Consider the following 23,529-nt stretch of genomic DNA (forward strand, 5'->3'; position numbering starts at 1 on the left):
TGGCCTTGGGCCATCTGCCCCGCCCTGCCTGACCAATCAGGTTCACCACGTTGTTTGTCGCGGCTGAAGCCGCTCCTGCAGGAACTCCGCGGCGTGCTGGCTGGGTGCACTGTAGGAGGGGCTTCAGCCCCGACACTTTCCGACACCGATCGGTCCCCCGCTTCGTTCGTCGCGGCTAAAGCCGCTCCTACAGGGGGATTTGTGGGGCGCCTGCACTGTGGGAGGGACTTCAGTCCCGACTGCACGATGCGTGGAAAAGCACCCCAGCCGGCGAAAGCGAGCGAGGGGCCGCGGGCATCGAGCGGAGCGCGGCGCATCTGCCCAGCGCACGTTGGCCCGCGTCGTCGCGTCTTCGGAAACGGCCGTCCCCGTCAAAGCCCCTACAGCGCGTCCAGATCGCCCAGCGCGCGGATCAACCGTCGCGCGCGCTTGTCCGGCTTGCCCTCGGGGGCCTGGTAGCCGTTGCGTTCGGCGCTGCGTTGCGCGCGTTGCTGCGCGCGCCGCTCGCGCGAGGCCTCGCTCTCCTGGTACAGCGTCTGCGCGACGCTGGCCGGGCCGCGGTCGTCGCTGAGCGCCAGCACCTGGATCTCGAACACCTCCTCGCCGCGCTCCACGCGCAACTGCTCGCCCACGCGCACCGCGCGCGAGGATTTCGGCCGCTGCCCGGCCACGTCGACCTTGCCGGTCTCCACCGCCTGCTTGGCCACGCTGCGGGTCTTGAAGAAGCGTGCAGCCCACAGCCAGACATCCAGCCGGACCACACTCGGTTGCGCTAGCGGTTCATTCATCGCGTTTACGGAAATCCACGTTCATCGGTCGATCGTCGCGTCGCTCGCCGGACCACTGCAGCGACTCCTGCGGATGGCAGCGCTGCTGGCGCTGGCTGGCGGCCAGGCCGTCGGCGCGGCGCGGGAGCGCGCTGGCGTCCTCGCCGACCAGGCATTCCGGGCGCTCGCCCGGTCGCAGGTCGGCATCGTCCCGTCGCGCGTTGTCGGCACAAGCGGCCAGTGCCAGCGCCAGCGCGCTGCATCCGATCCACTGCAGATTGCGGCGCGATCGCGGCATTGCAAGTTCCTCCGGTGAGTGCTGCGCCGACAGCCTGCGCCCAGGCCTGAAACTGCACCGAAAGGCCCGGCCGCGTGCGCCTGCACCGCCGACGGGCCGGCGCACCATCGGCGGGCGGCGATCGCCGCTTCAGCATCGACGCCTTCAGTCTAGGACGTTCGCCGCCGCGCCACATCTGCCATGCGTCGCCTCCCCGGGGTCGCGCGCAGGTGCTAGTGTGCGCGGCTCCCCGCTCCCGTCCCTGCAGGCAAGCGATGGCCAAGCCCGCCACCCTCACCGAAGGCCCGATCGGCCGGCAGTTGCTGCTGTTCGCGCTGCCGATCCTGGCCGGCAACATCGCGCAGTCGCTGAACGGGTCGGTCAACGCGATCTGGGTGGGCCGCTACCTCGGCGAGGCGGCGCTGACCGCGGCGGCCAACGCCAACAGCATCATGTTCTTCCTGATCGGCTCGGTGTTCGGCATCGGCATGGCCGCCACCATCCTGATCGGCCAGGCGATGGGCCGCGGCGACGTGGTCCAGGCGCGGCGGGTGATGGGCACCAGCGCCACGTTCTTCATCGGCATCTCGGTGCTGATCGCGGCCGGCGGCTGGTGGCTGGCGCGGCACCTGCTCGCGGCGATGGGCACCCCGGCCGCCTCGCTGCCGCTGGCCGAGGCCTACCTGCGGGTGATCTTCCTGGCGATGCCGCTGCTATACGCGTTCGCGTTCCTGTCGGCGGCGCTGCGCGGCACCGGCGACTCGCGCACCCCGTTCCGCTTCCTGCTGCTGTCGGTGGCGCTGGATATCGGCTTCAATCCGCTGCTGCTGTTCGGGCTGGGGCCGTTCCCGAAGCTGGGCATCGCCGGCGCGGCCTGGGCCACGCTGATCGCCCAGGCCATCGCCCTGGGCGGCCTGCTGCTGTACCTGCGGCACAAGCGCCATGTGCTGTGGCTGGGCCGGCAGGACGCGCGGCTGTTCCGCATCGACCCGACGATCCTGCGCGCGCTGGTGGTCAAGGGCGTGCCGATGGGCCTGCAGATGGTGCTGATCTCGCTGGCGATGATCGTGATGATCTCGATGGTCAACGGCTACGGCACCGATACCTCGGCCGCCTACGGTGCGGCGATGCAGCTGTGGACCTACGTGCAGATGCCGGCGATGGCGATCGGCGCGGCCTGTTCGTCGATGGCCGCGCAGAACGTCGGCGCGCAGCGCTGGGACCGGGTCGCGGCGACCGCGCGGCAGGGCGTGCTGTTCAACTTCCTGCTGACCGGCGCGCTGATCGCGCCGCTGATCCTGCTCGACCGCTGGACCCTGGCGCTGTTCCTGCCGCCGCACAGCGCGGCGCTGGAGATCGCGCGCCACCTCAACCACATCGCGGTGTGGTCGTTCCTGTTCTTCGGCGTGACCTTCGTGATCTCCGGCGTGGTCCGTGCCACCGGCGCGGTGATGCCGCCGCTGCTGATCCTGGCGCTGGCGCTGTGGGGCATCCGCGTGCCGTTCGCGCAGTTGCTGCAGCCGCAGTTCGGCGCCGATGCGGTGTGGTGGAGCTTCCCGACCAGTTCGATCTGCGCGATGGCCTTATCGCTGGCCTATTACCGCTGGGGCAACTGGCGCAAGGCGCAGATGCTGAGCCAGCCGCGCCCCGAGGAAATGGCGCATCCGGCGGAAGTACCGGCGGCGCCGCCGGCTGCGGTCGCGGACGTGTCGATCGTGCAGGAGCCGGCGCGCTGAGCGTGCGCGCCCGCGTTTCGATCGAGGCGATCGCCTGTGGGAGCGGCCTCGATGGCGACGGGATTTCCCGGGAAGTTCAGTCGCGACTGAAGTCGCTCCCACATACCACCCTCGACGGCTCCGGGAAGCGCGCTCACTCCGCCTCGGCCGAAGCGACATCGAGAGAACGCCGTCGGGGCTGAAGCCGCCGACGCGTTGGCCACGCGAATGGTCCGCGGCTTCGCTCGGTCGCGGTTGAAACCGCTCCTACAGGATTTGCGGCTGGCCTGCTGGGTGCGCTGCGGCAGGAGCCTTCGCCCCCCGACCGGAAATCCCCTGCCCGCGTCATGCCGAGCGCAAGCCCGACATATCGAGCGCAGCGGCGCAGCCACGCGCCATCGCGGCCACACCGCCGCCCAAACGCAAACGGCCGCCCGAAGGCGGCCGTCGCGGCAGCGACCGAAGTCGCCGGGGGATTACTCGGCCTTGGCGGCGGCCGCAGCGGCCTGACGCGCGACCTTGGCCTGTGCAGCGGCGGCCAGATCTTCCTTGATGCGGGCGGCCTTGCCTTCCAGGCCACGCAGGTAGTACAGCTTGCCGGCGCGGACCTTGCCGCGGCGCTTCACTTCGACCGAGTCGATGATCGCGCTGTGGCTCTGGAACACGCGCTCCACGCCGAAGCCGTGGGAGATCTTGCGCACGGTGAACGAGGAGTTCAGGCCGGCGTTCTTGGTGCCGATCACCACGCCTTCGTAGGCCTGAACGCGCTCGCGGTTGCCTTCCTTCACCTTGACGTTGACGACGATGGTGTCGCCCTGGTTGAACTCCGGCAGCTTGCGCTGGATCTGGGCGGCTTCGAAGTCGGCCAGGATGGTCTTGTTGAGCTTGCTCATGGTGGGCACCGCTTGTGTCTGGTGAGGTGGTCCGGCAGTCGCCGCACGGCGATTGCGCGATATACGGATGGGCCAAGCGCAGATGGCTAGGCCGGAAAGCCGGGCATTTTAACCCAGTCGTGCCGCCATGGCTAGGGCTTGGATGGATTTTCCTGCACGGGGGCCGGATCGGCCTGCAGGCCCTGGCGGAATTCTTCCAGCAGGCGGCGGTCGGCCGCGCTCAGCGCCGCCTCGTCCAGCAGGTCCGGGCGCCGCAGCCAGGTCCGGCCCAGCGCCTGCATGCGCCGCCAGCGCGCGATCGCGGCATGGTTGCCGGAGCGCAGGATGGCCGGCACCTCGCCCAGCGCGTGCTCGCGCGGATGGGTGTAGTGCGGGCAGTCGAGCAGGCCGTCCGGGCCTTCGAAGCTGTCCTGGGCGGCGGACTCGGCATCGTTCAGCGCGCCCTCCTGCAACCGGGTGACCGCATCGACCAGCACCGCCGCGGCCAGTTCGCCGCCGGACAGCACGTAGTCGCCGATCGAGATCTCCTCGTCCACCGCGGCGGCGACGAAGCGCTCGTCCACCCCCTCGTAGCGTCCGCACAGCAGCACCAACCGCGGCAAGGCCGCCAGCTGGCGGGCCTTGGCCTGGGTCAGCGGCGCGCCCTGCGGGCTCAGGTAGATGACCGGCGCCGGTTGCGGGTCGGCCTCGCGCACCGCCTGCAGGCAGGCCTGCAGCGGCTCGATCATCATCACCATGCCCGGGCCGCCGCCGAACGGGCGGTCGTCCACCTTGCGGTAGCCGCCGGTGGCGTAGTCGCGCGGATTCCAGCCGTGCAGCGCCAGCAGCGCGCGCTCCTGCGCACGCCCCACCACGCCGAACGCGGCGCACTGGGCGACGAACTCGGGGAACAGGCTGATGACGTCGATGCGCATGAGGCCGGGAATGGGGAGTCGAGAATGGGGAATGGGAACAGCAAGAGCGAAAGCGGCCGCATGGCCGCCTCGCTCAGAACTCGGGGTCCCAGTCGACCACGATCAGGTTGGCCTCGAAATCCACCGACTTGACGTAGTCCGGCTGCACGAACGGCAGCAGCCGCTCGCGGTCGCCGCGCACCACCAGCACGTCGTTGGCGCCGTTGGAGAACAGGTGCGAGACCTGGCCCAGGGCCACGCCGTCGACGGTGCGCACGTCCAGGCCTTCCAGGTCCACCCAGTAGTATTCGTCGGGCTTGGGCGGCGGCAGGGTGTCGCGCGCCACGTAGATCTCGGTGCCGCGCAGCGCCTCGACCGCATCGCGATCGGTGACGTCGGGCAAGGTGACCACCAGATGCTTGCTGGATTCGCGGCCGCGCACCCCGCTGAGGGTGCTCTCGCTGCCGTCGGGCTTGCGCACGATCCAGGGCTGGTAGCGAAAAATGGCGAGGCGCGGCTCGGTCCACGACTCGAGCTTGGCCTCGCCACGTACGCCGAAGGCGCCCAGGATCCTGCCCAGCAGGATACGGCGCTGGCTGTCTTTCATGGGTGCAAAAACCGAAGGGCCGCGCCAGGCGCGGCCCGCAGGATCAGGCCGCGGTGGCCTGGGCCTTGGTCGCTTCCTTGTACAGGTTGCGCACCTTGTCGGTCAGCTGCGCGCCATTGGACACCCAATGGTCAACGCGCGGCAGGTCGAGCACGATACGCGGCTCGGCGCCCTGCGCGACCGGGTTGTAATAGCCCAGGCGCTCGATGTTGCGGCCGTCGCGCGCGCTGCGCACGTCGGTGACGATGATGTGGTAGAAGGGGCGCTTCTTGGCGCCGCCACGGGTAAGGCGAATCTTGACCATGGTGAGTTTTCCGGTGTTGCCCAGTCGCCAGGATGGCGCGGTAAGCCGGCGATTATAGCGGGCGGGCGGAACGCTGCCAAGTCGCCCCCAGACCGGTCAGATGGCTTGCCAGGCCTGGGTCTCGACGGCGGCGTTCAGTATCCGCAACAGCTCCGCGGCCGGCCCCAGCGCCTGCCCGTCCACCGCGGCGATGGCCTGCTGGCCGCGCGCATTGCAGGCGAAGGCGGCGGCACACCCGGCCAGTTCGCGCAGGTGCAGCGGCCGCACCTGCTGGGCGATGCCGAGCTTGGCCAGGCCGGCCTGCAGCAGCCGCTCCTGGGTGCCGCGCAGGGCCGGCGCCTGCGGCCACACCACGCCCTGCCCGTCCCACGCACCCAGGTTCCAGATCGACCCCTCGACGACCAGCCCTTGCGCATCGACGAACAGCGCATCGTCGAAGCCGGCCTGCAGCGCCAGCCGGCGTTGGTGGAACAAGGCGAACGTGCCGGCGTGCTTGATCTGCGGCAGTTCGCGCGCGAACACCGCGCTGCGCAGCCGCAACGGCGTGGCATCCGCCTGCGCGGGCGCCGCCAGCGAGACCAGCAGTTCCGGCGTGCAGGCCGCATGGGCGCGGCGGAAATCGAAGTCGCGGGCGAACACGCTGGCGCGCAGCGACGCATCGCCGCTGCCGAATGCCTGCAGCGCCGCGCGCAGCTCGGCGCGGATCCGGGCGGCCGGCAGTTCGCTGCCGAACAGCGTGCGGGTGGCCTCATCGAGCCGCCGCAGATGCAGGTCGAAGCCGCGCACCGCGCCGTCGCGGACCTGCATCGTGCTGAAGTGGCCGTAGTTGACCAGCGCCGGCGCGGCCAATGCCTCCGCGCTCGCCGGCCGTCCGTTGCAGAACAGCCTCGCGCTCACAGCAGCGCCTGCACCTGGTCCCACCAGCTGTCGAGCAGCGTCGCCGCCGGCAGCGCCGGCGCCATCCACGCCGACTGCCCGGCCCAGGCCTGCATCGCCGCCAGGCGGCCTTCGCGCACCGCGGCCTGGCGCATCGGCGCGGTCAGCCCGCGCTGCACCGGGTAGGGCCGCGGCGGCGGCGCCGTCGGCTCGGCGGCGGCGCGCACGTAGTCGGTGGCCAGCGCGCGGCCGAGGCGGCCGGAAAAGGCGCGGGTCGGCACGGTCTGTTCCGGCTCGGCGCGTGCCAGCGCCTCGGCCCAGGCTGGCGCCAGCGCCGCCTCCGGGGTGCGCAGGAAGGCGGTGCCGATCTGTACCGCGCTGGCCCCCAGGGTCAGCGCCGCAGCGATGCCGCGGCCATCGGCGATGCCGCCGGCGGCGATCACCGGCACGTCCAGCCGATCGGCCAGCCGCGGCAGCAACGCGAACAGGCCGGTCAGTTGCTGCTCGGCGCGCGCCGCATCGAACGCGCCGCGGTGGCCGCCGGCCTCCGCGCCCTGCGCGACCACCGCATCGGCGCCGGCGGCCTGCGCCGCCAGCGCCTCGTCCAGCGTGGTGGCACAGGCGAACCAGGCGATGCCGGCCTGCTTCAGCTGCGCGACGAAGGCGGGCGGGAACAGGCCCATGATCGAGGACGCCACCGCTGGCCGCGCGTCCAGCAGCGCGGCGCACTGCGCGTCGAAATCGGCTGGCCCGGCATCGCCGGCGGCAGCCTCGACCGGCGGCCCCCACTGCGCGAGGAACGCGCGCGTGGCCGCCTCGGCGGCGGCGTCGCGCAGCGGCGGCGGATCCGGCACCCACAGGTTGACCTGCGCCGGCCCGTCGCTGTCGCGCCGAAACGCGTCCATCCAGGCGCCGATGTCCGCGACCGAGGACAGCACCGCACCCATCGCGCCCATGCCGCCGGCCTGCGCGACCGCCACCGACAGCGGCACCGGGCAGGCCCCGGCCATCGGCGCCAGCAGGATCGGCGTGCGCAAGCCGAAGCGTGAGCAGAACGCGGTCACGCGGTGTTGCAGCGAATCGTTCATGGCGGGTCGATGCCGCGGTGGCGGCTGGCGGATAGCGCAGCGGATGATATCGCCAGTTTCCGTGTAGCGGCTGCGGGGTGCGGTAGGCACGGGATGCGCGGGGCGAAGGCTGCACACGCATGAATGACCAGGGGCTGCACCCTTAGCTTCTGCATGCATTGCGAGGTGGCTTCGCCCCGACCCTCACCCCAACCCCTCTCCCGGTGGGAGAGGGGCTTTAGTGCCGCGGCTCAGCGGAACGGCAGGCCGCCGCGTCCGCCCATGCCGCCCATCATGCCCTTCATGCCGCGCATCAGGCCCTTCATGCCGCCGCCGGCCATCTTCGACATCATCTTTTCCATTTGCTGGAACTGCTTCATCAGCTTGTTGACGTCGGCCGGCTGGGTGCCGGAACCGCGCGCGATGCGGGCACGGCGCGAGCCGTTGAGCAGGGTCGGATTGCGCCGCTCCTTCTTGGTCATCGAGCCGATGATCGCGATCATCCGCGGCACGTCCTTGTTGCCGGCGACCTGCTGCTTGAGGTGCTCGGGGATCTGGCCCATGCCCGGCAGCTTGTCCATCAGCCCGGAAATGCCGCCCATGTTCTGCATCTGCTCGAGCTGGTCGCGCATGTCGTTGAGGTCGAACTTCTTGCCCTTGGCGACCTTCTCGGCGAGCTTCTGCGCCTTGTCCTTGTCGACCTGGTGCTCGACCTGCTCGACCAGCGACAGCACGTCGCCCATGTCCAGGATGCGGCTGGCCAGGCGGTCGGGATGGAACACGTCCAGGCCGTCGGGCTTCTCGCCCACGCCGATGAACTTGATCGGCTTGCCGGTGATGTAGCGCACGCTCAGCGCGGCGCCGCCGCGGGCATCGCCGTCGGTCTTGGTCAGCACCACGCCGGTCAGCGGCAGCGCCTCGCTGAACGCCTTGGCGGTGTTGGCCGCGTCCTGGCCGGTCATCGCATCGACCACGAACAGGGTTTCGGCCGGGTTGATCGCGGCGTGCAGCGCCTTGATCTCGGTCATCATCGCCGCGTCGATGGCGAGGCGGCCGGCGGTGTCGACCAGCAGCACGTCGACGAAGGACTTGCGCGCGTCGGCGATCGCGGCGCGGACGATGTCCACCGGCTGCTGCGAGGCCTCGGACGGGAAGAACAGCACCCCGACCTGCTCGGCCAGGGTCTTGAGCTGCTCGATCGCCGCCGGACGGTAGACGTCGGCGGAGACCACCATCACCTTCTTCTTGCGCTTTTCCTTCAGGTGCTTGGCCAGCTTGCCGACCGTGGTGGTCTTGCCCGCGCCCTGCAGGCCGGCCATCAGCACGATCGCCGGCGCCGGCACGTTGAGGTTGAGGTCGCTGGCGGCCGAGCCCATCACCGTGGTCAGCTCGTCGCGCACGACCTTGATCAGCGCCTGGCCCGGGGTCAGGCTCTTGAGCACTTCCTGGCCGACCGCGCGCACCTTGATGCGCTCGATCAGCGCCTGCACCACCGGCAGCGCGACGTCGGCCTCGAGCAGCGCGATGCGCACTTCGCGGGTGGCTTCGCGGATGTTCTCCTCGGTCAGGCGGCCGCGGCCGCGCAGGCGCTGCATGGTGCCGGAGAGGCGTTGGGTGAGGGATTCGAACATGCGGGCGGGTCGCAGACGGGAAACGGTCGTCGATTATAGCCGCGCCGGCCGGCGATCCCGGAGCCGGCCCCGGCTCGGGCCCGTAGCGGCATCGGCAGGCCGCCCCCGCCCTGGCGCCGCCGCCTACCGGCTTCCTCGCGGCGCCGCCGATGCCGTCGCGCATGGCGCGCTGCCGTGGGCGCGGCGCGAGCGGGTGCGTCCGATCGACCGGGCCGCCGCCACGAGCGCAGGCCCGATATGCGAAACTGGCGCGATGCTCCTGATCCTCGTCGCGACCCTGCTGTACCTGACCGCTACCGGCCTGCTGGTCGGCTCGGTGGTGCGCGACCGGGTCGAGCGCAGCCGCGGCTGGCTGTGGGCGGCGCTGCCGGCGGTGGCGCTGCATGCGGGCTACCACGTGCAGGTGGCGCTGCACACCGCCGGCGGGCCGGACATGCACTTCTTCGCCGCGCTGTCGCTGGTCAGCCTGGGCATGGCGCTGATGACCGCACTGGTCGGCGCCAGCGGGCGCATGGCGGCGCTGGGCGTGGTGGTGTTCCCGCTGTCGGCGGCGCTGCTGCTGGCCTACCACTCGCACGGCCACGAGCCGGCGCCGGTCCTGGACTGGCGGCTGCAGCTGCATGCATGGATGGCGCTGCTGGCCTACGCCACGCTGGGCATCGCCGCGCTGCTGGCGGTGATGCTGTGGCTGCAGGAGCGCGCGCTGCGCCGTCGCGACTTCCATCCGTGGCTGCGCGCGCTGCCGCCGCTGACCGCGCTGGAGACGCTGCTGTTTCGCACCATCGTGGTCGGCTTCATCCTGCTGACCCTGACCCTGTTGACCGGGGTGCTGTTCGTGCAGGATTTTCTGGCGCAGCGGCTGGTGCAGAAGACCGTGCTCAGCGTGCTGTCGTGGATCGTGTTCGGCGCGTTGCTGTTCGGCCGCTGGCGCTACGGCTGGCGCGGGATCAAGGCGGTGCACTGGACCCTGGCGGCGATGCTGTTGCTGCTGCTGGCGTTCTTCGGCAGCAAGTTCGTCATCGAACTGGTGCTCGGGCATCCGCAGTAGCGGCTGCGTGTCGGCATTGGGGGATGCAATGCCTCCCCTGTAGGAGCGGCTTCAGCCGCGACGCCGGCGCCGAGGAAATGTCGGTTACGGAAACGTTCTGTCGCGGCTGAAGCCGCTCCTACAGGAAGCGCGCTGCCTGCCGGCGGCTCTGCATCACACCTCAATCGGCCAATGCCGCCTCCACCGCGGTCCAATCGGCATGCGCGCCGACCTCGGCGAAGCGGTATTCGATGCGGTGCCGGTAGACCTGGCCGGGACGCAGGATGGTGTCGGGGAAGCCCGGCTGGTTCGGCGCATCCGGATAGCCCTGCGGCTCCAGGCACACGCCGCGGCCCAGGCCCGGATGCTGGCGGTCCAGCCAGTGCCCTTCGTACAGTTGCAGCGCCGGCATCGCGCTGGCGATGCGCATGGCCACGCCGCTGTGCGGCGAATACAGGATGGCGCTGCAGTCGCGCGGCTCGGCCAGCACCAGGCAATGGTCGTAGCCGCCGCTCAGGCGCAACTGCGGATCGGCCGCGCCGTCCTTGTCGGCGATCGCGCGCGGGTGGCGGAAGTCGAACGGCGTGCCGGCCACCGCGGCGACCTCGCCGGTCGGCAGCAACGCCGCGTCGGCCACCGGCAGGTAGCGGTCGGCCGGCACGCGCAACCACTGCGCGGCGGCCGCCACGCCGGCATCGCCGGCCAGGTTGAAGTACGGATGATGGGTGAGATTGAGCGGGGTCGGCGCATCGGTCTGCGCAGCGAACTGCAGTTCCAGGGTGCGCCCGTGCACGCTGAACTCGGCGCTGACCCGCACGTTGCCCGGATAGCCTTCCTCGCCGGCCGGCGAGTCGTAGCGCAACTGCAGGCTGCGCTCGGACTGCGCCTGCACCGACCACACCCGGCGCCCGAATCCGCACGCGCCGCCATGCAGATGATTGGCGCCTTCGTTGGCGGTGACCGCGTAGCGCTGCCCGTCCACGCTGAACGCCGACCCGGCGATGCGGTTGCCGAAGCGGCCGACCAGCACACCGAGATAGGCCGGGTCGTGCAGGTACGCGTCCAGCGTCGGCAGCCCGAGGACCAGTTCGGTGCGGCCGCGCGCAGTCTCCAGGCTCAAGCCGCGCAGCAGGCCGCCATAGGTCAGCACTTCCGCGCGCAAGCCGGCGCCGCTGTCCAGGAGCAAGCGTTGGATGGCGGTACCGTCGGGAAGCTGGCCGAAGATCGATGACATGCGGGGTCCTTTGTAGGCGCGTGCGGAGTCCACGCGTGCCGCGCAGCATAACCAGCGCGGCCGCTCGCAAGCCATCGCCGCGCAGGTTGGTGCATCGATGCACCACGCCGCGTGCTTGCGACTGCGATCACGCGCCACGGCGAGATGGGTGCGAGGCGCACTCCATGCACGATCTGCGGCATCGCATCATTGCAATCCCCATATCGATACGCCGATTTAAATCATTGGTCGGCTATCTGTCGCTCGCCTATCCTCGATGCGCGCATCGGGGAGCGCAACGGGACGGCGCGGCGACCACGTCAGCGGACAGCCGCGCCAGCGATGCGAATCGGCTATAGCAGCGAGGATTTACGTCATTGGTCGCAACGCGCCGGCCTGCCTATGCTCGAACCGCGGCCGGGGCCTGCCGCAGCGCCGCACCCTCACCGATCACAAGGACTGCGATCTGCACCGATACCGCCACCACGCCGCGCCCTGCCATCCGCGACTGCCGCTGTGCGCCGCAGCGGCCCCGTGCAGCACCGATCCCGTGCATGCGCCGCGTGCGGCCGGCGCCGCCCCTCATCACCGACGCGGCGTCCGTGCACGGCACCGCCGCACCATCCACCTAGGAGACCCACGATGCTCTCGACCCGCTCACTGAAGAACGCCGCGCGACGCTGGCGGCGACGCCTGCCGCTGGCCGCCGCGGTGGCCGCGCTGACAGTCGGCGCCGGCCTGGCGCAGGCCGCCGACGTCGCGGTGCGCGGCACGCTGCACGCCGACCAGCCGGGCGCGCAGGTCTCGCGCAACCTGTTCGGCCAGTTCGCCGAACACCTGGGCAACGGCATCTACGGCGGCGTGTGGGTCGGGCCGGACTCGAAGATCCCCAACACCCGCGGCTACCGCAACGACGTGGTCGCGGCGCTGAAGGCGCTGGAGGTGCCCAACATCCGCTGGCCCGGCGGCTGCTTCGCCGACGAATACCACTGGCGCGACGGCATCGGCCCGCGCGCCAAGCGCCCGACCAGCATCAACACGCACTGGGGCGGCGTCGAGGAACCGAACAGCTTCGGCACCCACGAGTTCATGGACTTCACCGAGCTGCTCGGCACCCAGGCCTACGTGGCCGGCAACGTCGGCGACGCCGCGCCGGACGAGATGGCGCAATGGGTCGAGTACATGACCGCGCCGACCAAGTCCACGCTGGCCAACCAGCGCCGCGGCAACGGCCGCAACGCGCCGTGGAAGGTGCCGTACTTCGGCGTCGGCAACGAGCTGTGGGGCTGCGGCGGCAACATGCGCGTGGAATACGCCGCCGACGTGTACCGCCGCTACCAGACCTTCGTCAAGGCGCCGGCCGACCAGAAGATCATGAAGATCGCGCCCGGCCCCAGCGATGCCGACTACCACTGGACCGAAGTGATGATGCGCGAGGCCACCAAGTACATGGACGGGCTGAGCATGCACTACTACACCATCCCCGGCGGCTGGCCGCCGCGCGCCTCGTCCACCGAGTTCGACGAGACCGCGTGGATCGAGACGCTGTCGCGCACGCTGCTGATGGACGAGCTGATCAGCAAGCACAGCGCGATCATGGACAAGTACGACCCGGGCAAGAAGGTCGCGCTGGTGGTGGACGAATGGGGCACCTGGTACAGCGGCCTGCCCAACGTCAACCCGGGCTTCCTGCGCCAGCAGAACACGCTGCGCGACGCGCTGGTAGCCTCGCTCAACCTGGACATCTTCGTCCAGCACGCCGACCGCGTGCGCATGGCCAACATCGCGCAGATGATCAACGTGCTGCAGGCGATGATCCTCACCGACGGCGACAAGATGCTGCTGACCCCGACCTACCACGTGTTCGCGATGTACAAGCCGTACCAGGACGCGACCGCGCTGCCGCTGCAGATCAAGGCGCCGGACTACAAGCACGGCGAGTACACGGTGCCGTCGGTGCACGGTTCGGCGGTCAAGGCGAAGGACGGCCACGTCTACGTGGCGCTGACCAACCTGGACCCGAACCGCGCCGCGGAGGTGGCGGTGAGCGTGGACGGCGTACAGGCCAGCGGCGTCAGCGGGCAGATCCTCACCGCGCCGAAGATCACTGCGCTTAACACCTTCGAACAGCCGCAGGCGGTGAAGCCGGCGGCCTTCGGCGGCGCCAGCCTGCAGGGCGGCACGCTGAAGGTGGCGCTGCCGGCCAAGGCGATCGTGATGCTGAAGCTGCAATAGTCGCGGACGCCTTCGCGCCTACCCTCCCGCTGCAGGGCGCGGGCAGGTCGTCCGAACCACGCCGGCGCAGGTCGGCGTGGTTTTTTTATGCGCGGCGCCTATTCCGGGGTGTCGGACAGCCGCGCGAACAGCGAGTCGCCGTCCGGCGAGATCAGGTCGCTGACCGCCCAGCAGCCGTTGCCGCGGCGCTGCAATTCGATCTTCACGCTGCCAGGCTGCTTGCGCGTCGCATCGATGGCCAGCCGATAGTCCACCCGCACTTCCAGCACCGTCGCCAGGGAGCCGCCGGACACCAGTGTAAAGCGCGGAGTGCCCTCAATGTCGCCGTCCTGCGCGTTGGTCCACGGGTCGTAGTCCAGGCGGCAGATGCCCTCGCGCTCGGCGCAGGCGAGTTCGTCCTTGACCGCATGGGCGAAGGACGGCGTCAGCAGCCCGTCCAGGTTCTGCGGCCGCCAATAGAAATCGCGCGCCTGGTACAGCCGTTCGGCCACCTGCAGCGGCGTCGCGCACGGCGGCGCCTGCGCCGCGGCGAGCGCAGGCAAAAAGGCAAGGATGGCAACGAGTCGACGCATGCGCGGCTCCGGTATCGGGGGCGCCTATGAAGCCCGGATCGCGGCGTGTGCGCAAGCGCCGGGCAAAAAAGAGGAGCCGGCGAACCGGCTCCTCGACCTCGTGCAGCGCCTCTCGCAGGCGGCGGGCTACGCCGCGCTGACCGCCGCGTAGCCGTCGAACGTCATGCTCGCCGACGCGCGCCCCTGGGTCAGCGAGCGCAACGCGGTGGTGTAGGCCTGCAGTTGCGCCAGCGGCGCCTGCGCGACCACGTCGGCGCGGGTGCCGCGCTCGGCGATCGCCACGACGCGTCCCTCGCGCCGCTGCAGATCGCCGAGCACGTCGCCGACGCTGGCGGCCGGGGTGTCGATCGCCAAGGCCATCACCGGCTCCAGCAGCAGCGTGCCGGCCTGCGCCAGCGCCGCCTTCACCGCGTCCGACGCCGCACGCTGGAACGCCAGGTCCGACGAATCCACCGCATGCGCCTGGCCATCGACCAGCACCACCTCCACGCCGACCACCGGGTAGCCGCGCGGACCCTGCGCCAGCGCCGCGCGCACGCCCTTCTCGGTCGCGGCGACGAACGCCTTCGGCACCACGCCGCCGCGGCTGCGGTCGGCGAAGACCACCGCGCCGTCAGTGCGCGGCACCAGGTCCAGCACCACCTGCGCGAACTGGCCGTGGCCGCCGTTCTGCTTGGACAGCCGCCCGACCACGCCCAGCGCCGCGGCGCGCAGCGTTTCCTGGTAGGCCACGCGCGGCGCACCGGTACGCACGTCCACCTGCCACTCGCTGCGCAGGCGCTCCACCATCACCTCCAGGTGCAGCTCGCCCATGCCCCAGACCAGGGTTTCGCCGGTCTCGGCATCGCTGTCGACGCGGAACGAGGGATCTTCCTGCGCCAGCCGCGCCAGTCCCTGCCCCATCCGCACCAGCTCCGCGGCATTGGCCGCGCCCAGCCGCCACGCCAGCACCGGCGGCTGCGTGCGGATGCTCTCCAGCACCCAGCGCGCGTCGCCGCCGCTGAGCGTCTCGCCGCTGGCCGCCTCCTTCCAGCCGAGGATGGCCACGATCTCGCCGGCGCAGGCCTGCGCCACGTCATGGGTGCGCTGCGCCTGCACCACCGCCAGCCGCCCGACCCGGCGCAGACGCCGCGCCTGCGACGTCCACACCATGTCGCCGACGCGCAAGGTGCCCGCATAGACGCGCACGAACGCCAGCGGCCCCTGTGCGGTATGCGCGACCTTGAACACCAGCGCCGCCAACGGGCCGGACGGATCCGGCGCCAGCTGCGCGACGTGCGCCATGTCCGTGCCGCCGACGTCGTCCGCGTCGCGCGTCGCCGGCACCGGCGGGCGGTCCAGCGGCGACGGCAGCCAGTCGACGATCGCGTCCAGCAACGGCTCGATGCCCTTGCTCTTGAATGCCGAGCCGGCCAGCACCGGCACGCCGGCGCCGGCCAGGGTGGCGCGGCGCAGCGCGGCGCGCAGCGCGTCGTCGTCGATCGCACGTTCTTCCAGATAGGCCTGCGCCAGCGCGTCGTCGTGCTCGGCCACCGCGGCGACCAGCCGTTCGCGCGCCTCGGCGAACGCAGCGGCATCGTCCGTGTTCCATGCACGCGCGGCCATGCGTCCGTCGCCGTCCCACGCCAGCACGCGGCGGCCGACCAGGTCGACCCAGCCGTCGAAGCCGGAATCGCCCGGCAGCGGCACGCCGACCGCCCACACCGTGGCGTCGAGCTTGCTGCGCAGCTGCGCCAGCACGCCCTCGAACGAGGCGCCGGCGCGGTCCATCTTGTTGACGAACGCGACCAGCGGCACGCCGTGCCGGCGCGCCTGGCGCCACACGGTTTCCGATTGCGGCTGCACGCCGTCGACCGCGGAGAACACCGCGACCGCGCCGTCGAGCACGCGCAGCGAGCGTTCCACCTCGATCGCGAAATCGATGTGCCCGGGAGTGTCGATCAGGGTGAGCCGATGCGCCGGCTGCCCGCGCGGCGCCCACTGCGCCTGCACCGCGGCCGCGCCGATGGTGATGCCGCGGGCGCGTTCGATGTCGGAGAAGTCGGTGGTGGCGGCGCCGTCGTGGACTTCGCCGACGCGATGGATCGCGCCAGTGGCCCACAACAGGCGTTCGGTGAGGGTGGTCTTGCCGGCGTCGATGTGGGCGATGATGCCGAGGTTGCGCCAGCGGGAAAGGGTTTGGGTGTTCATAGAATGGAGTCCAGTGCCAACACGGGGAGGCCGCATGCCCCGGTTGGCGCGTGGGCATGCGGCTAGGTTTCGGGTTCGGCGGCGTAGTGCATGGCACGTTCTCCTTCGCGTTTCGGAAAGTGGGACAGCTGGAAAAAAGGCAATAAAAAAGCACCCATCGGGTGCTTGTCTGCGGCGGATCGGCGGCGGCGGAGCGCTACGGCTCGGCTCGTTCCATCCCGTCAGGCAGGCGCACCCGGCCCGCGCTGATGCGCAGGGCGTCGGTCGGCAATATCAGCAGCGGTGCGTGCGACATGGGAGGGCGGGCGATACGTGGACGAGGGCGCAAGTCTGGACCTGCGCCGCAGGCGGGTCAATGCCTTCGGCGCCACGCTGCTGGAACAGTCCGGCGCGGCGCGTGCAACGACGCGACCGGGCCGCTCGCCGGTGTTGTCGCGACGCGTGTCCAGGCGGCTGATGTGAGCCAGCTGCGACTGGCAGCTGTGCTCGGTCAGGAACGGCAGCACGTCGATGCCATCGCCCACCCTTGTCGGCCAACGCGCGCATGTCGCGAGCGGGCTTGTTGCGCGGATGCGCGAATACCGCGCTGCAGCCGGCATCGACGACGCTGGACGGGAAAGAGCTTCCGGAACCCCTCGCTTCCCTTCCTGGCAGAAAATGATGGAAGATCGACCTTTAAGCCAAGCGTGAATCCCGAGAGAGTGGGACCCCAACCACATCGGATTTCACCATGTCGCCACATCCCCGTCTCCGCTCCCGCATCGCCCTTTGCGCCGTCGCCGGCCTCTTCGCTGTCTTTGGATCGATTGCCGCCGCCGGTTCTGCGGCGACAGCGCAGCCGGAGAACACGCGGGTTACGGGCTTGCCGATCGTCCACGTCCGCAAGCATCCGGACGCGCTCCCGGTGGTGGTCGTGGTCGCCCAGGACAAGGCCGTGCTGTCGGACTTCGTCGTGCCATACGGCGTCCTGGCGCAATCCGGTGCGGCAACCGTGATCGCCCTGAACATGACCGACCGTCCGTTGAAGGCCGGCCCGCTCACGCTGTTGCCCGACATGACCGTCTCCGCGTTCGACAAGGCCTACCCCGATGGGGCCGACTACGTGATCGTCCCGGCGACGGCGGACAAGCATGCCGAGGAAACGGCCTGGTTGCGGGCACAACGCGCGCACGGCGCAGCGCTGGTGTCGATTTGCGACGGCGTCGAGCTGCTGGCGGAGATCGGCGCACTCGACGGTCGCCGCGCCACGGGCCACTGGGCCTCGCTGCGCGAGCGTCGCAAGCACTACCGGCAGGTCACCTGGCTGACGAACCTGCGCTATGTGGCCGACGGCGATGTCGCCTCGAGCGCAGGGGTCTCTGCCGCGCTGCCGATCAGCCTCGCACTGGTCGAGACGATCGCCGGGACGCAAGCGGCACGCGCGACCGCCGAGCGCCTGGGCGTTGCGTCATGGGAAGCCGCGCACGACAGCGACATGTTCAAGGTTCTCCCGACGGACCAGGCCACGCACCGCGCCAACATGCGCGTCGAGCGCGAAGACGTGGTGGCGCTGGAGGTGCGGGACGGCGACGACGAGGTGGCGTTGTCGCTGCACGCCGAAGCATGGTCGCGCACGATGCGCAACGAAGTCCGGATTGTCTCCGACACGGCCGGTCCGGTACGGCTGCGCGGCGGCCTGCGCGTGCTGACCCAGGCGGCTGCGTCCCCGACTGCGGACGTGCGCATCGCATTGGCCGCGGCCGCCCCTGCCGGCACGGCGCTTCCTGCCGCTTTCGATCTGATCGCCGAGCGTTACGGCAGCGGCACCGCACGTCTGTCCGCGCTTGCCATGGAATATCCGTGGGGCGACCTGAAGGCGGCACGGTGACATGCGCGCTCCCCTCACTCGGCGTTATCGGGTCCAGGGCACATGGTGGCCACATGCCGCGATCGGACAATAGCCCATGACGTCTTTGCCAGCGCGGAGCGCTCCAGCTGTCCTAGATGGAAAGCCGATCGGCATCGGTCGCGTGGGACAGCCGCACGGACCGCTGCGCGTGGTGCTTCTCGCCTACGACGGGATGAACCTGCTCGACCTCGCCGGTCCGTTGCAGGCGCTGACCACGGCCAACCGGGGCGCGGGACCGGGCGCGCCGGCGAGGTATGACACGATCGTGGCATCGGCACAGGGCGGCCCGATTGTCACCGGGTCGGGCTTGCCCGTGGTCACCGTCCCGGTCTGCGCGCTGGCGAACGTCGCGATCGATACGCTGATCGCGCCGGGCGGCTGTGCGGGCGAGGAGTTCGAGGTCACGCCCGCCTTGCGTGATTTCATCGCCGCGCGCGCCGGATCGGTGCGCAGGCTCTGCTCCGTCTGTACGGGCGCGTTCCTTCTGGCAGCCGCCGGCCAGCTCGATGGACGGCGCGTGGCGACGCACTGGGCCTGGCTCGATAAATTGAAGCGCCGGCATCCGGAACTGGAGGTCGATCCGGACAGCATCTTCATCCGCGACGGCAATCTGTGGACCTCGGCCGGGGTGAGTGCGGGAATCGATCTCGCCTTGGCGCTGATAGAGCAGGACTATGGGCCGCGCGTCGCGATCGACGCCGCCAGACAGCTGGTGGTCTTCATGAAGCGCGCCGGCGGGCAATCGCAGTTCAGCGTGCCGTTGGCGGCGCAGGCGCGGGATCGTGCCTTCGTCGAGCTGCACGCGTGGATGGCGGCGAATCTGGGCGCGGACCTGTCGGTCCCGCAGCTCGCGGAGCGTGCAAACATGGCGCCGCGAACCTTCGCACGCATCTATGCTGCCAAGGTGGGGCGCACGCCCGCCAAGACGGTCGAGTTGATGCGGCTCGAGGCGGCATGCCGCGCGCTGGAGGAAACCGGGCTGCCCCTGAAGAGCATCGCCTTGCAAGTGGGCTATGGCGACGAACAGCAGCTGCGCCGCGCGTTTCGACGCCAGTTCGGCACCAATCCAGGCACGCATCGCTCGCGCTTCTCAACCCATCCCTAGGCATCGAAGCGGAGCGAAAGCGGCCCGCTTGAGGAACGATCAGAGCAAGCACGAAAGCCTGAAAGACGGCATATGCCTATGCCTACCGGCGCGCCTCAGGCCGCCCAGATCTCGCCGAACACCCGGTCGAAGTTCAGCCCCAGCACCTTCTCGGTCACCCGTGCGCTGTAGCCGTGGCGCAGCAGGCCATCGGCGACGCGTTCGAGCTTGCGCACGCTGTTGACGTCGGGCAGGTACGGGGTGCGGTTCTCGCCGGGCGCGCCGACGCCGTCGTGGCGGCGCTGCTGCATCAGCGTGTCCATCTCGCGGATGTCCTGCTCGGTGACCGGGAAGAACATCGAATCGGTGCCGATGCCGACGTGGTCCTCGCCGCACACGTCCAGCGCATGCCGCATGTGCCGCAGATAATCGGCCAGCTGCGGCTGGCGGCTGTCCTCGGTCAGGAACGGCAGCATGTAGATGCCCATCACCCCGCCCTTGTCGGCGAGCGCGCGCATGTCGCGGTCGAGCTTGTTGCGCGGATGCGCGAACACCGCGCTGCAGCCGGCATGGGTGAACACCGGCGGACGCTGCGACAGCGCGATACCGTCGCGGGTGGTCTGCGCGTTGGCATGGCTCAGGTCCAGCGCCACGCCGAGCCGGTTCATGCGCGCGATCGCCTCGCGCCCGAGCGCGGTGACGCCGCCGGCATCGCCGTCCAGGCAGCCGGTGCCGAACGGCGAGGCACGGTTGTAGGACAGCTGCATCACGCGCACGCCGAGCTGGCGGAACAGATCGATACGCTCGGGCTTGTCCTCCAGCATCGCCGCCGATTCGAAGGAGAAGATCAGCGCGATCCGGCCCTCGCGCTTGGCCCGCTGCAGGTCGTCGTGCTGCAGCACTTTCAGGAAGTGCTGCGGATAGGTTTCGACCAGCGCCTGCGCCGCGGCGATGTCCTTCACCGCCGCTTCGAAGTCGCCGTCGGCATCGCCCAGCGTGGTCTTCAGCGCGGTCACGCCGGAATCGCGCAACTGGCGTATGCGATCGGCGCTGTCGCCGTCGCCGGCCAGCCGGCCGATCGAGGCCAGGGTGTTGGCGTCGAGCACCAGGGCGCGGCGATACAGCGCCTGCGCGTCGGTTGCGCCCGCGCCGTTGCCGGCCGTGTCGTTCGCGGGCCGTGCCGCGGCGCCGCTCGCCGCCGCCGTGCCGGGCAGCAGCCCCGCCAGCAGCGCGCTGCCGGAAAGGCCCAGCCATTGCCGCCGCGTCCATGCTTCGCTCATCGCTTTCTCTCCCGCTGTCATCAGGTGATACCCCGCCCGTGGCCGTTGCCGGCCGGGCGCGCCGCCCCGCATAGCACTGCATCCGGCGCGCGGCGGTCAGTGCCGAAAGTACCGCTGGCCGCGCGCCGCGACACCCGCGACGCCGCTCGGCCGCCCCGGCCGGCACGCGGCGCGGGCGGGGGCAAGCGTGGCTTTCTCCCCGCCGCGCTCCTATCATCCGCCGACATATCAAGGATGCGTGCCGATGACCACACCGCAGATGTCCGTCTATTTCTTTCTGCAGGCGGCAGCGATCCTCCTGATCTGCCGGCTGGTCGGCCTGTTGGCCAAGCGCGTGGGCCAGCCGCAGGTGGTGGGCGAGATGATCGCCGGCGTGGCGCTGGGGCCGTCGCTGTTCGGCTGGCTGCTGCCGGACGTGCAGCAGGCGCTGTTCCCCAAGCAGACCCTGGACATGCTGTACGTGGTCGCGCAGTTCGGCGTGGGCCTGTACATGTTCCTGGTCGGCACCGACTTCCGCGGCGACCATTTCCGCGCCCGCTACCGCAGTGCGATGAGCGTGTCGCTGGCCGGCATCGCGGTGCCGTTCGTGCTCGCCTTCGCGCTGGTGCCGTGGCTGCTGCACACCCCGGGCCTGTTCTCGGCCAAGGCCAAGATCCTGGAAGCCTCGCTGTTCCTGGGCGCGGCCATCGCCATCACCGCGTTCCCGATGCTGGCGCGCATCATCCACGAGCGCGGCCTCACCGGCAGTTCGCTGGGCACGCTGGCGCTCACCGCCGGCGCGGTGGACGACGCCGCGGCCTGGTGCATCCTGGCGATCGTGCTGGCCAGTTTCGGCGGCAGCTGGAACAGCGCCTACCTGGCGATCGGCGGCGGCGTGGGCTACGCGTTGTTCATGATGCTGGTCGGCCGCCATTGGCTGCGCCGCCTGGCCGATCACGTGCGTCCCGACCAGCCGCTCAGCGCCAGCGTGCTGGCGGTGGTGCTGATGCTGTTCTGCATGAGCGCCTGGGCGATGGACGCGATCGGCATCCACGCGGTGTTCGGCGGTTTCCTGCTCGGCGCCTGCCTGCCCAAGGGCGCGCTGACCGAGAAGCTGCGCGAACAGCTGCAGCCGTTCGTGGTGGTGTTCCTGCTGCCGATGTTCTTCACCTTCTCCGGGCTCAAGACCCAGCTCAGCGTGCTGCTGGACCCGCAGATCCTGATCGCCGCCGTGGCGATCCTGCTCGCCTCGTTCCTGGGCAAGGGCATCGCCTGCTGGGCCGCGGCGCGCGTCAGTGGCGAGAACAACCGCGACGCGATGGCGATCGGCGCGCTGATGAACGCACGCGGGCTGATGGAACTGATCATCATCAACATCGGCCTGCAGGCCGGGGTCATCGAGCAGGGCCTGTTCTCGATCCTGGTGCTGATGGCGATCGTGTCCACGCTGATGGCCACACCGCTGTTCAACTGGGTGATGCGCCGCGCCGCCGCGCGCGAGGCGGCGCCGGCGGTGGCGGGCGGCAGGCTGTAACGCCTCGCCCGCAGCGCGGGCCTACGCCTACGCCACCCGCCACGCCGGCGGCAGGCCGGCGACGAGGTGCTCCTGCAAGGCGCGCACCTTCGGGGTGAAGTCGCGGCGGTCGGCCACGCACAGGTACAGCCGCATCGGTTCGGGCGCGGCGTTGACCGCACCGGCCGCGTCGTACTCAAACAAGGCGCGCAACGCGCCGCGCTGCAGGTACGGCTGCGCCACGAACGCCGCGAGCCGGGTGATGCCGCCACCGGCCGCGGCCATGCCGGCGAGCGCATCGATGTCGTCGCCGACCAGCGCCGGCGTCACCTCGGCGTCGAAGCGCAGCCCGTCGCGGACGAAGCCCCAGCGCAGGTAGCGGCCGTCCACCGCCCAGCGCAGCAACAGGCAGGCGTGGTCCTTCAGTTGCTCCGGCGTCGTCGGCGTGCCGGCACGCGCCAGGTACTCCGGCGCCGCGCAGAACACGAACGGCACCGCGGCGATGCAGCGCGCGACCAGGCCGTCCTGCAACTGCGGCTCGATGCGGATGCTGACGTCCACGCCTTCCTGCGCATGGTCCACGCGGTGATCGGCGCTCAACAGTTCGATCGCCAGGCGCGGATGCCGCGCCGCCAGCGCCGGCAGCAGCGGCGCCAGCACATGCCGGCCGAACGCGGCGGTGCTGGCCACGCGCAACCGCCCTTCCGGCTCGGCCTGCGGATCGGCCACCGACTGCCGCGCGCGCTCCAGATCCCGTTCCACCCGCCGCACCTGCTGCAGATACAGCGCGCCGCGCTCGGTCAGCGCCAGGCTGCGCGTGCTGCGGTTGAGCAGGCGCACGCCCAGGTGCGCCTCCAGCCGCGCGATGTTCTGGCTCACCGCCGCCGCGCTCACACCCAGGGTCTTGGCGCCGCCGGCGACGCTGCCGGCCTCGACGGTGTGGATGAAACTGCGGATGGACTGAAGGAGATTCACTACGCAAACCGGTATACGCGATGCATTCGTAAGTTGCAGTTTACAAAGTCGCAAGCCGCCCTCGCCTACTGGCGCTGCGATCGGCTTGCTAACGTGCCGCCTCCCGAGCCGTCCGGCCCGCAACGACCACCGAGGCATCGCCCATGCAGGATTTCGACATCGCCGCGCCACGCCGCCTGAAGCTGGGCGTACGCGCCACCCCGTTCGTGTTCGCCTTCTACATGGCCACGATCATGGCCATGCTGATGTGCCTGGTGATCACCGCGGCCAATGCCGGGCTCGGCGAGGACTATCTGCAGCGCGTGCTCGGGGCGTACCGGCTGGCGATGCCGACCGCGTTCTGCTGCATCCTGGTGGTGCGGCCGCTGGTGATGCGGCTGGTGGCGGCGACGGTGCATCCGCCGCGCTAGCGATGCCCGGGCAGCCCTAGCGGCCAGACGCCCCGCGCCCGCGCGCTGGCATGAGCGGAGAGCGGATAGCCGAACGGCGTGCCTCGCCCGAATAAGTGCTGCGCATCTAAGTTCCGAAGCAAACTCCTCCACA

22 protein-coding genes are annotated in these 23,529 nt (G+C 70.5%); 8 read left to right on the forward strand and 14 right to left on the reverse strand.

Annotated features, from left to right (window positions below; all coding sequences use genetic code 11):
* Positions 1-380: 380 nt before the first annotated feature.
* Complete coding sequence (locus AB8810_RS16670) at positions 381-788, reverse strand: RNA-binding S4 domain-containing protein (RefSeq protein WP_179570856.1); 408 nt, start codon at positions 786-788, stop codon at positions 381-383.
* Positions 781-1,065: a hypothetical protein gene (locus AB8810_RS16675; protein ID WP_179570855.1), complete on the reverse strand. Its 285-nt coding sequence runs from the start codon at positions 1,063-1,065 to the stop codon at positions 781-783. The genes AB8810_RS16670 and AB8810_RS16675 overlap by 8 nt, the downstream gene beginning before the upstream one ends.
* A gap of 254 nt (positions 1,066-1,319) precedes the next feature.
* On the opposite strand from AB8810_RS16675, the gene AB8810_RS16680 reads away from it, so the two are divergent.
* On the forward strand, positions 1,320-2,780 hold the full coding sequence (locus tag AB8810_RS16680) for an MATE family efflux transporter (RefSeq protein WP_179570854.1): 1,461 nt from the start codon (positions 1,320-1,322) through the stop codon (positions 2,778-2,780).
* A 455-nt stretch (positions 2,781-3,235) separates the two neighbouring features.
* Here AB8810_RS16680 and rplS read toward each other — a convergent pair whose 3' ends face one another.
* From rplS to ffh, 7 genes are all read right to left on the reverse strand, one after another.
* Positions 3,236-3,652, reverse strand: coding sequence for a 50S ribosomal protein L19 (rplS, locus tag AB8810_RS16685; RefSeq protein WP_003470862.1), 417 nt, complete (start codon positions 3,650-3,652; stop codon positions 3,236-3,238).
* 131 nt (positions 3,653-3,783) lie between these two features.
* Positions 3,784-4,566, reverse strand: a complete 783-nt coding sequence (gene trmD / locus AB8810_RS16690; RefSeq protein WP_179570853.1) for a tRNA (guanosine(37)-N1)-methyltransferase TrmD — start codon at positions 4,564-4,566, stop codon at positions 3,784-3,786.
* A 73-nt stretch (positions 4,567-4,639) separates the two neighbouring features.
* Positions 4,640-5,152, reverse strand: coding sequence for a ribosome maturation factor RimM (rimM, locus tag AB8810_RS16695; RefSeq protein ID WP_179570852.1), 513 nt, complete (start codon positions 5,150-5,152; stop codon positions 4,640-4,642).
* Positions 5,153-5,195: 43 nt separating this feature from the next.
* Positions 5,196-5,456 (reverse strand): 30S ribosomal protein S16, encoded by a 261-nt coding sequence (rpsP, locus tag AB8810_RS16700; RefSeq protein WP_179570851.1) that lies wholly within the window; start codon positions 5,454-5,456, stop codon positions 5,196-5,198.
* Positions 5,457-5,552: 96 nt separating this feature from the next.
* Positions 5,553-6,353 carry an aminotransferase class IV family protein gene (locus tag AB8810_RS16705; RefSeq protein WP_369914279.1) on the reverse strand — a complete coding sequence of 267 codons (801 nt, stop codon included), beginning with the start codon at positions 6,351-6,353 and terminating at the stop codon, positions 5,553-5,555.
* Positions 6,350-7,420 carry an NAD(P)H-dependent flavin oxidoreductase gene (locus AB8810_RS16710; RefSeq protein WP_369914280.1) on the reverse strand — a complete coding sequence of 357 codons (1,071 nt, stop codon included), beginning with the start codon at positions 7,418-7,420 and terminating at the stop codon, positions 6,350-6,352. The genes AB8810_RS16705 and AB8810_RS16710 overlap by 4 nt, the downstream gene beginning before the upstream one ends.
* Positions 7,421-7,650: 230 nt before the next feature.
* Positions 7,651-9,030, reverse strand: coding sequence for a signal recognition particle protein (ffh, locus tag AB8810_RS16715; RefSeq protein WP_179570848.1), 1,380 nt, complete (start codon positions 9,028-9,030; stop codon positions 7,651-7,653).
* A gap of 253 nt (positions 9,031-9,283) precedes the next feature.
* Here ffh and AB8810_RS16720 point away from each other — a divergent pair, with 253 nt between their 5' ends.
* Complete coding sequence (locus AB8810_RS16720; protein WP_179570847.1) at positions 9,284-10,078, forward strand: inner membrane protein YpjD; 795 nt, start codon at positions 9,284-9,286, stop codon at positions 10,076-10,078.
* A 160-nt stretch (positions 10,079-10,238) separates the two neighbouring features.
* On the opposite strand, the gene AB8810_RS16725 is transcribed toward AB8810_RS16720, so the two are convergent.
* A complete protein-coding gene (locus tag AB8810_RS16725; protein ID WP_369914282.1) occupies positions 10,239-11,291 on the reverse strand; it encodes an aldose epimerase family protein in 1,053 nt (350 codons plus the stop codon).
* A gap of 621 nt (positions 11,292-11,912) precedes the next feature.
* Here AB8810_RS16725 and AB8810_RS16730 point away from each other — a divergent pair.
* Positions 11,913-13,505: an alpha-N-arabinofuranosidase gene (locus AB8810_RS16730; RefSeq protein ID WP_369914284.1), complete on the forward strand. Its 1,593-nt coding sequence runs from the start codon at positions 11,913-11,915 to the stop codon at positions 13,503-13,505.
* Positions 13,506-13,603: 98 nt separating this feature from the next.
* Here AB8810_RS16730 and AB8810_RS16735 read toward each other — a convergent pair whose 3' ends face one another.
* On the reverse strand, positions 13,604-14,077 hold the full coding sequence (locus AB8810_RS16735; protein WP_179570845.1) for a hypothetical protein: 474 nt from the start codon (positions 14,075-14,077) through the stop codon (positions 13,604-13,606).
* Here AB8810_RS16735 and AB8810_RS16740 point away from each other — a divergent pair.
* Positions 14,076-14,228, forward strand: a complete 153-nt coding sequence (locus tag AB8810_RS16740; protein ID WP_369914285.1) for a hypothetical protein — start codon at positions 14,076-14,078, stop codon at positions 14,226-14,228. The genes AB8810_RS16735 and AB8810_RS16740 overlap by 2 nt on opposite strands.
* Here AB8810_RS16740 and fusA read toward each other — a convergent pair.
* Positions 14,204-16,267, reverse strand: coding sequence for an elongation factor G (gene fusA / locus AB8810_RS16745; RefSeq protein ID WP_369914286.1), 2,064 nt, complete (start codon positions 16,265-16,267; stop codon positions 14,204-14,206). The two genes, AB8810_RS16740 and fusA, sit on opposite strands and share 25 nt — an antisense overlap.
* Positions 16,268-16,997: 730 nt before the next feature.
* Here fusA and AB8810_RS16750 point away from each other — a divergent pair.
* Complete coding sequence (locus tag AB8810_RS16750; protein ID WP_369914287.1) at positions 16,998-18,134, forward strand: DJ-1/PfpI family protein; 1,137 nt, start codon at positions 16,998-17,000, stop codon at positions 18,132-18,134.
* Positions 18,135-18,303: 169 nt separating this feature from the next.
* Positions 18,304-19,260 carry a DJ-1/PfpI family protein gene (locus AB8810_RS16755; protein WP_343204365.1) on the forward strand — a complete coding sequence of 319 codons (957 nt, stop codon included), beginning with the start codon at positions 18,304-18,306 and terminating at the stop codon, positions 19,258-19,260.
* A 95-nt stretch (positions 19,261-19,355) separates the two neighbouring features.
* On the opposite strand, the gene AB8810_RS16760 is transcribed toward AB8810_RS16755, so the two are convergent.
* Positions 19,356-20,519: a dipeptidase gene (locus tag AB8810_RS16760; protein WP_369914288.1), complete on the reverse strand. Its 1,164-nt coding sequence runs from the start codon at positions 20,517-20,519 to the stop codon at positions 19,356-19,358.
* A gap of 244 nt (positions 20,520-20,763) precedes the next feature.
* On the opposite strand from AB8810_RS16760, the gene AB8810_RS16765 reads away from it, so the two are divergent.
* Entirely contained in the window at positions 20,764-22,032 is a 1,269-nt protein-coding gene (locus AB8810_RS16765; RefSeq protein ID WP_179570840.1) for a cation:proton antiporter, read from the forward strand.
* 27 nt (positions 22,033-22,059) lie between these two features.
* Here the strand turns inward: AB8810_RS16765 and AB8810_RS16770 are convergent, their stop codons facing one another.
* Entirely contained in the window at positions 22,060-22,986 is a 927-nt protein-coding gene (locus tag AB8810_RS16770; protein WP_369914289.1) for a LysR family transcriptional regulator, read from the reverse strand.
* 143 nt (positions 22,987-23,129) lie between these two features.
* On the opposite strand from AB8810_RS16770, the gene AB8810_RS16775 reads away from it, so the two are divergent.
* Positions 23,130-23,396, forward strand: coding sequence for a DUF2798 domain-containing protein (locus tag AB8810_RS16775; RefSeq protein WP_179570838.1), 267 nt, complete (start codon positions 23,130-23,132; stop codon positions 23,394-23,396).
* The last annotated feature ends 133 nt before the right edge of the window (positions 23,397-23,529 follow it).

The organism is Xanthomonas sp. NCPPB 3005 (assembly GCF_041228095.2).
GTDB lineage: Bacteria > Pseudomonadota > Gammaproteobacteria > Xanthomonadales > Xanthomonadaceae > Xanthomonas_A > Xanthomonas_A bonasiae.

What these genes read in the sequence shown, in the direction of transcription:
- AB8810_RS16670 (WP_179570856.1), bottom strand. Translation starts at nt 788, where the DNA reads ATGAATGAACCGCTAGCGCAACCGAGTGTGGTCCGGCTGGATGTCTGG.
- AB8810_RS16675 (WP_179570855.1), bottom strand. Translation starts at nt 1,065, where the DNA reads ATGCCGCGATCGCGCCGCAATCTGCAGTGGATCGGATGCAGCGCGCTG.
- AB8810_RS16680 (WP_179570854.1), top strand. Translation starts at nt 1,320, where the DNA reads ATGGCCAAGCCCGCCACCCTCACCGAAGGCCCGATCGGCCGGCAGTTG.
- rplS (WP_003470862.1), bottom strand. Translation starts at nt 3,652, where the DNA reads ATGAGCAAGCTCAACAAGACCATCCTGGCCGACTTCGAAGCCGCCCAG.
- trmD (WP_179570853.1), bottom strand. Translation starts at nt 4,566, where the DNA reads ATGCGCATCGACGTCATCAGCCTGTTCCCCGAGTTCGTCGCCCAGTGC.
- rimM (WP_179570852.1), bottom strand. Translation starts at nt 5,152, where the DNA reads ATGAAAGACAGCCAGCGCCGTATCCTGCTGGGCAGGATCCTGGGCGCC.
- rpsP (WP_179570851.1), bottom strand. Translation starts at nt 5,456, where the DNA reads ATGGTCAAGATTCGCCTTACCCGTGGCGGCGCCAAGAAGCGCCCCTTC.
- AB8810_RS16710 (WP_369914280.1), bottom strand. Translation starts at nt 7,420, where the DNA reads ATGAACGATTCGCTGCAACACCGCGTGACCGCGTTCTGCTCACGCTTC.
- ffh (WP_179570848.1), bottom strand. Translation starts at nt 9,030, where the DNA reads ATGTTCGAATCCCTCACCCAACGCCTCTCCGGCACCATGCAGCGCCTG.
- AB8810_RS16720 (WP_179570847.1), top strand. Translation starts at nt 9,284, where the DNA reads ATGCTCCTGATCCTCGTCGCGACCCTGCTGTACCTGACCGCTACCGGC.
- AB8810_RS16725 (WP_369914282.1), bottom strand. Translation starts at nt 11,291, where the DNA reads ATGTCATCGATCTTCGGCCAGCTTCCCGACGGTACCGCCATCCAACGC.
- AB8810_RS16730 (WP_369914284.1), top strand. Translation starts at nt 11,913, where the DNA reads ATGCTCTCGACCCGCTCACTGAAGAACGCCGCGCGACGCTGGCGGCGA.
- AB8810_RS16740 (WP_369914285.1), top strand. Translation starts at nt 14,076, where the DNA reads ATGCGCGGCTCCGGTATCGGGGGCGCCTATGAAGCCCGGATCGCGGCG.
- AB8810_RS16735 (WP_179570845.1), bottom strand. Translation starts at nt 14,077, where the DNA reads ATGCGTCGACTCGTTGCCATCCTTGCCTTTTTGCCTGCGCTCGCCGCG.
- fusA (WP_369914286.1), bottom strand. Translation starts at nt 16,267, where the DNA reads ATGAACACCCAAACCCTTTCCCGCTGGCGCAACCTCGGCATCATCGCC.
- AB8810_RS16750 (WP_369914287.1), top strand. Translation starts at nt 16,998, where the DNA reads ATGTCGCCACATCCCCGTCTCCGCTCCCGCATCGCCCTTTGCGCCGTC.
- AB8810_RS16760 (WP_369914288.1), bottom strand. Translation starts at nt 20,519, where the DNA reads ATGAGCGAAGCATGGACGCGGCGGCAATGGCTGGGCCTTTCCGGCAGC.
- AB8810_RS16765 (WP_179570840.1), top strand. Translation starts at nt 20,764, where the DNA reads ATGACCACACCGCAGATGTCCGTCTATTTCTTTCTGCAGGCGGCAGCG.
- AB8810_RS16775 (WP_179570838.1), top strand. Translation starts at nt 23,130, where the DNA reads ATGCAGGATTTCGACATCGCCGCGCCACGCCGCCTGAAGCTGGGCGTA.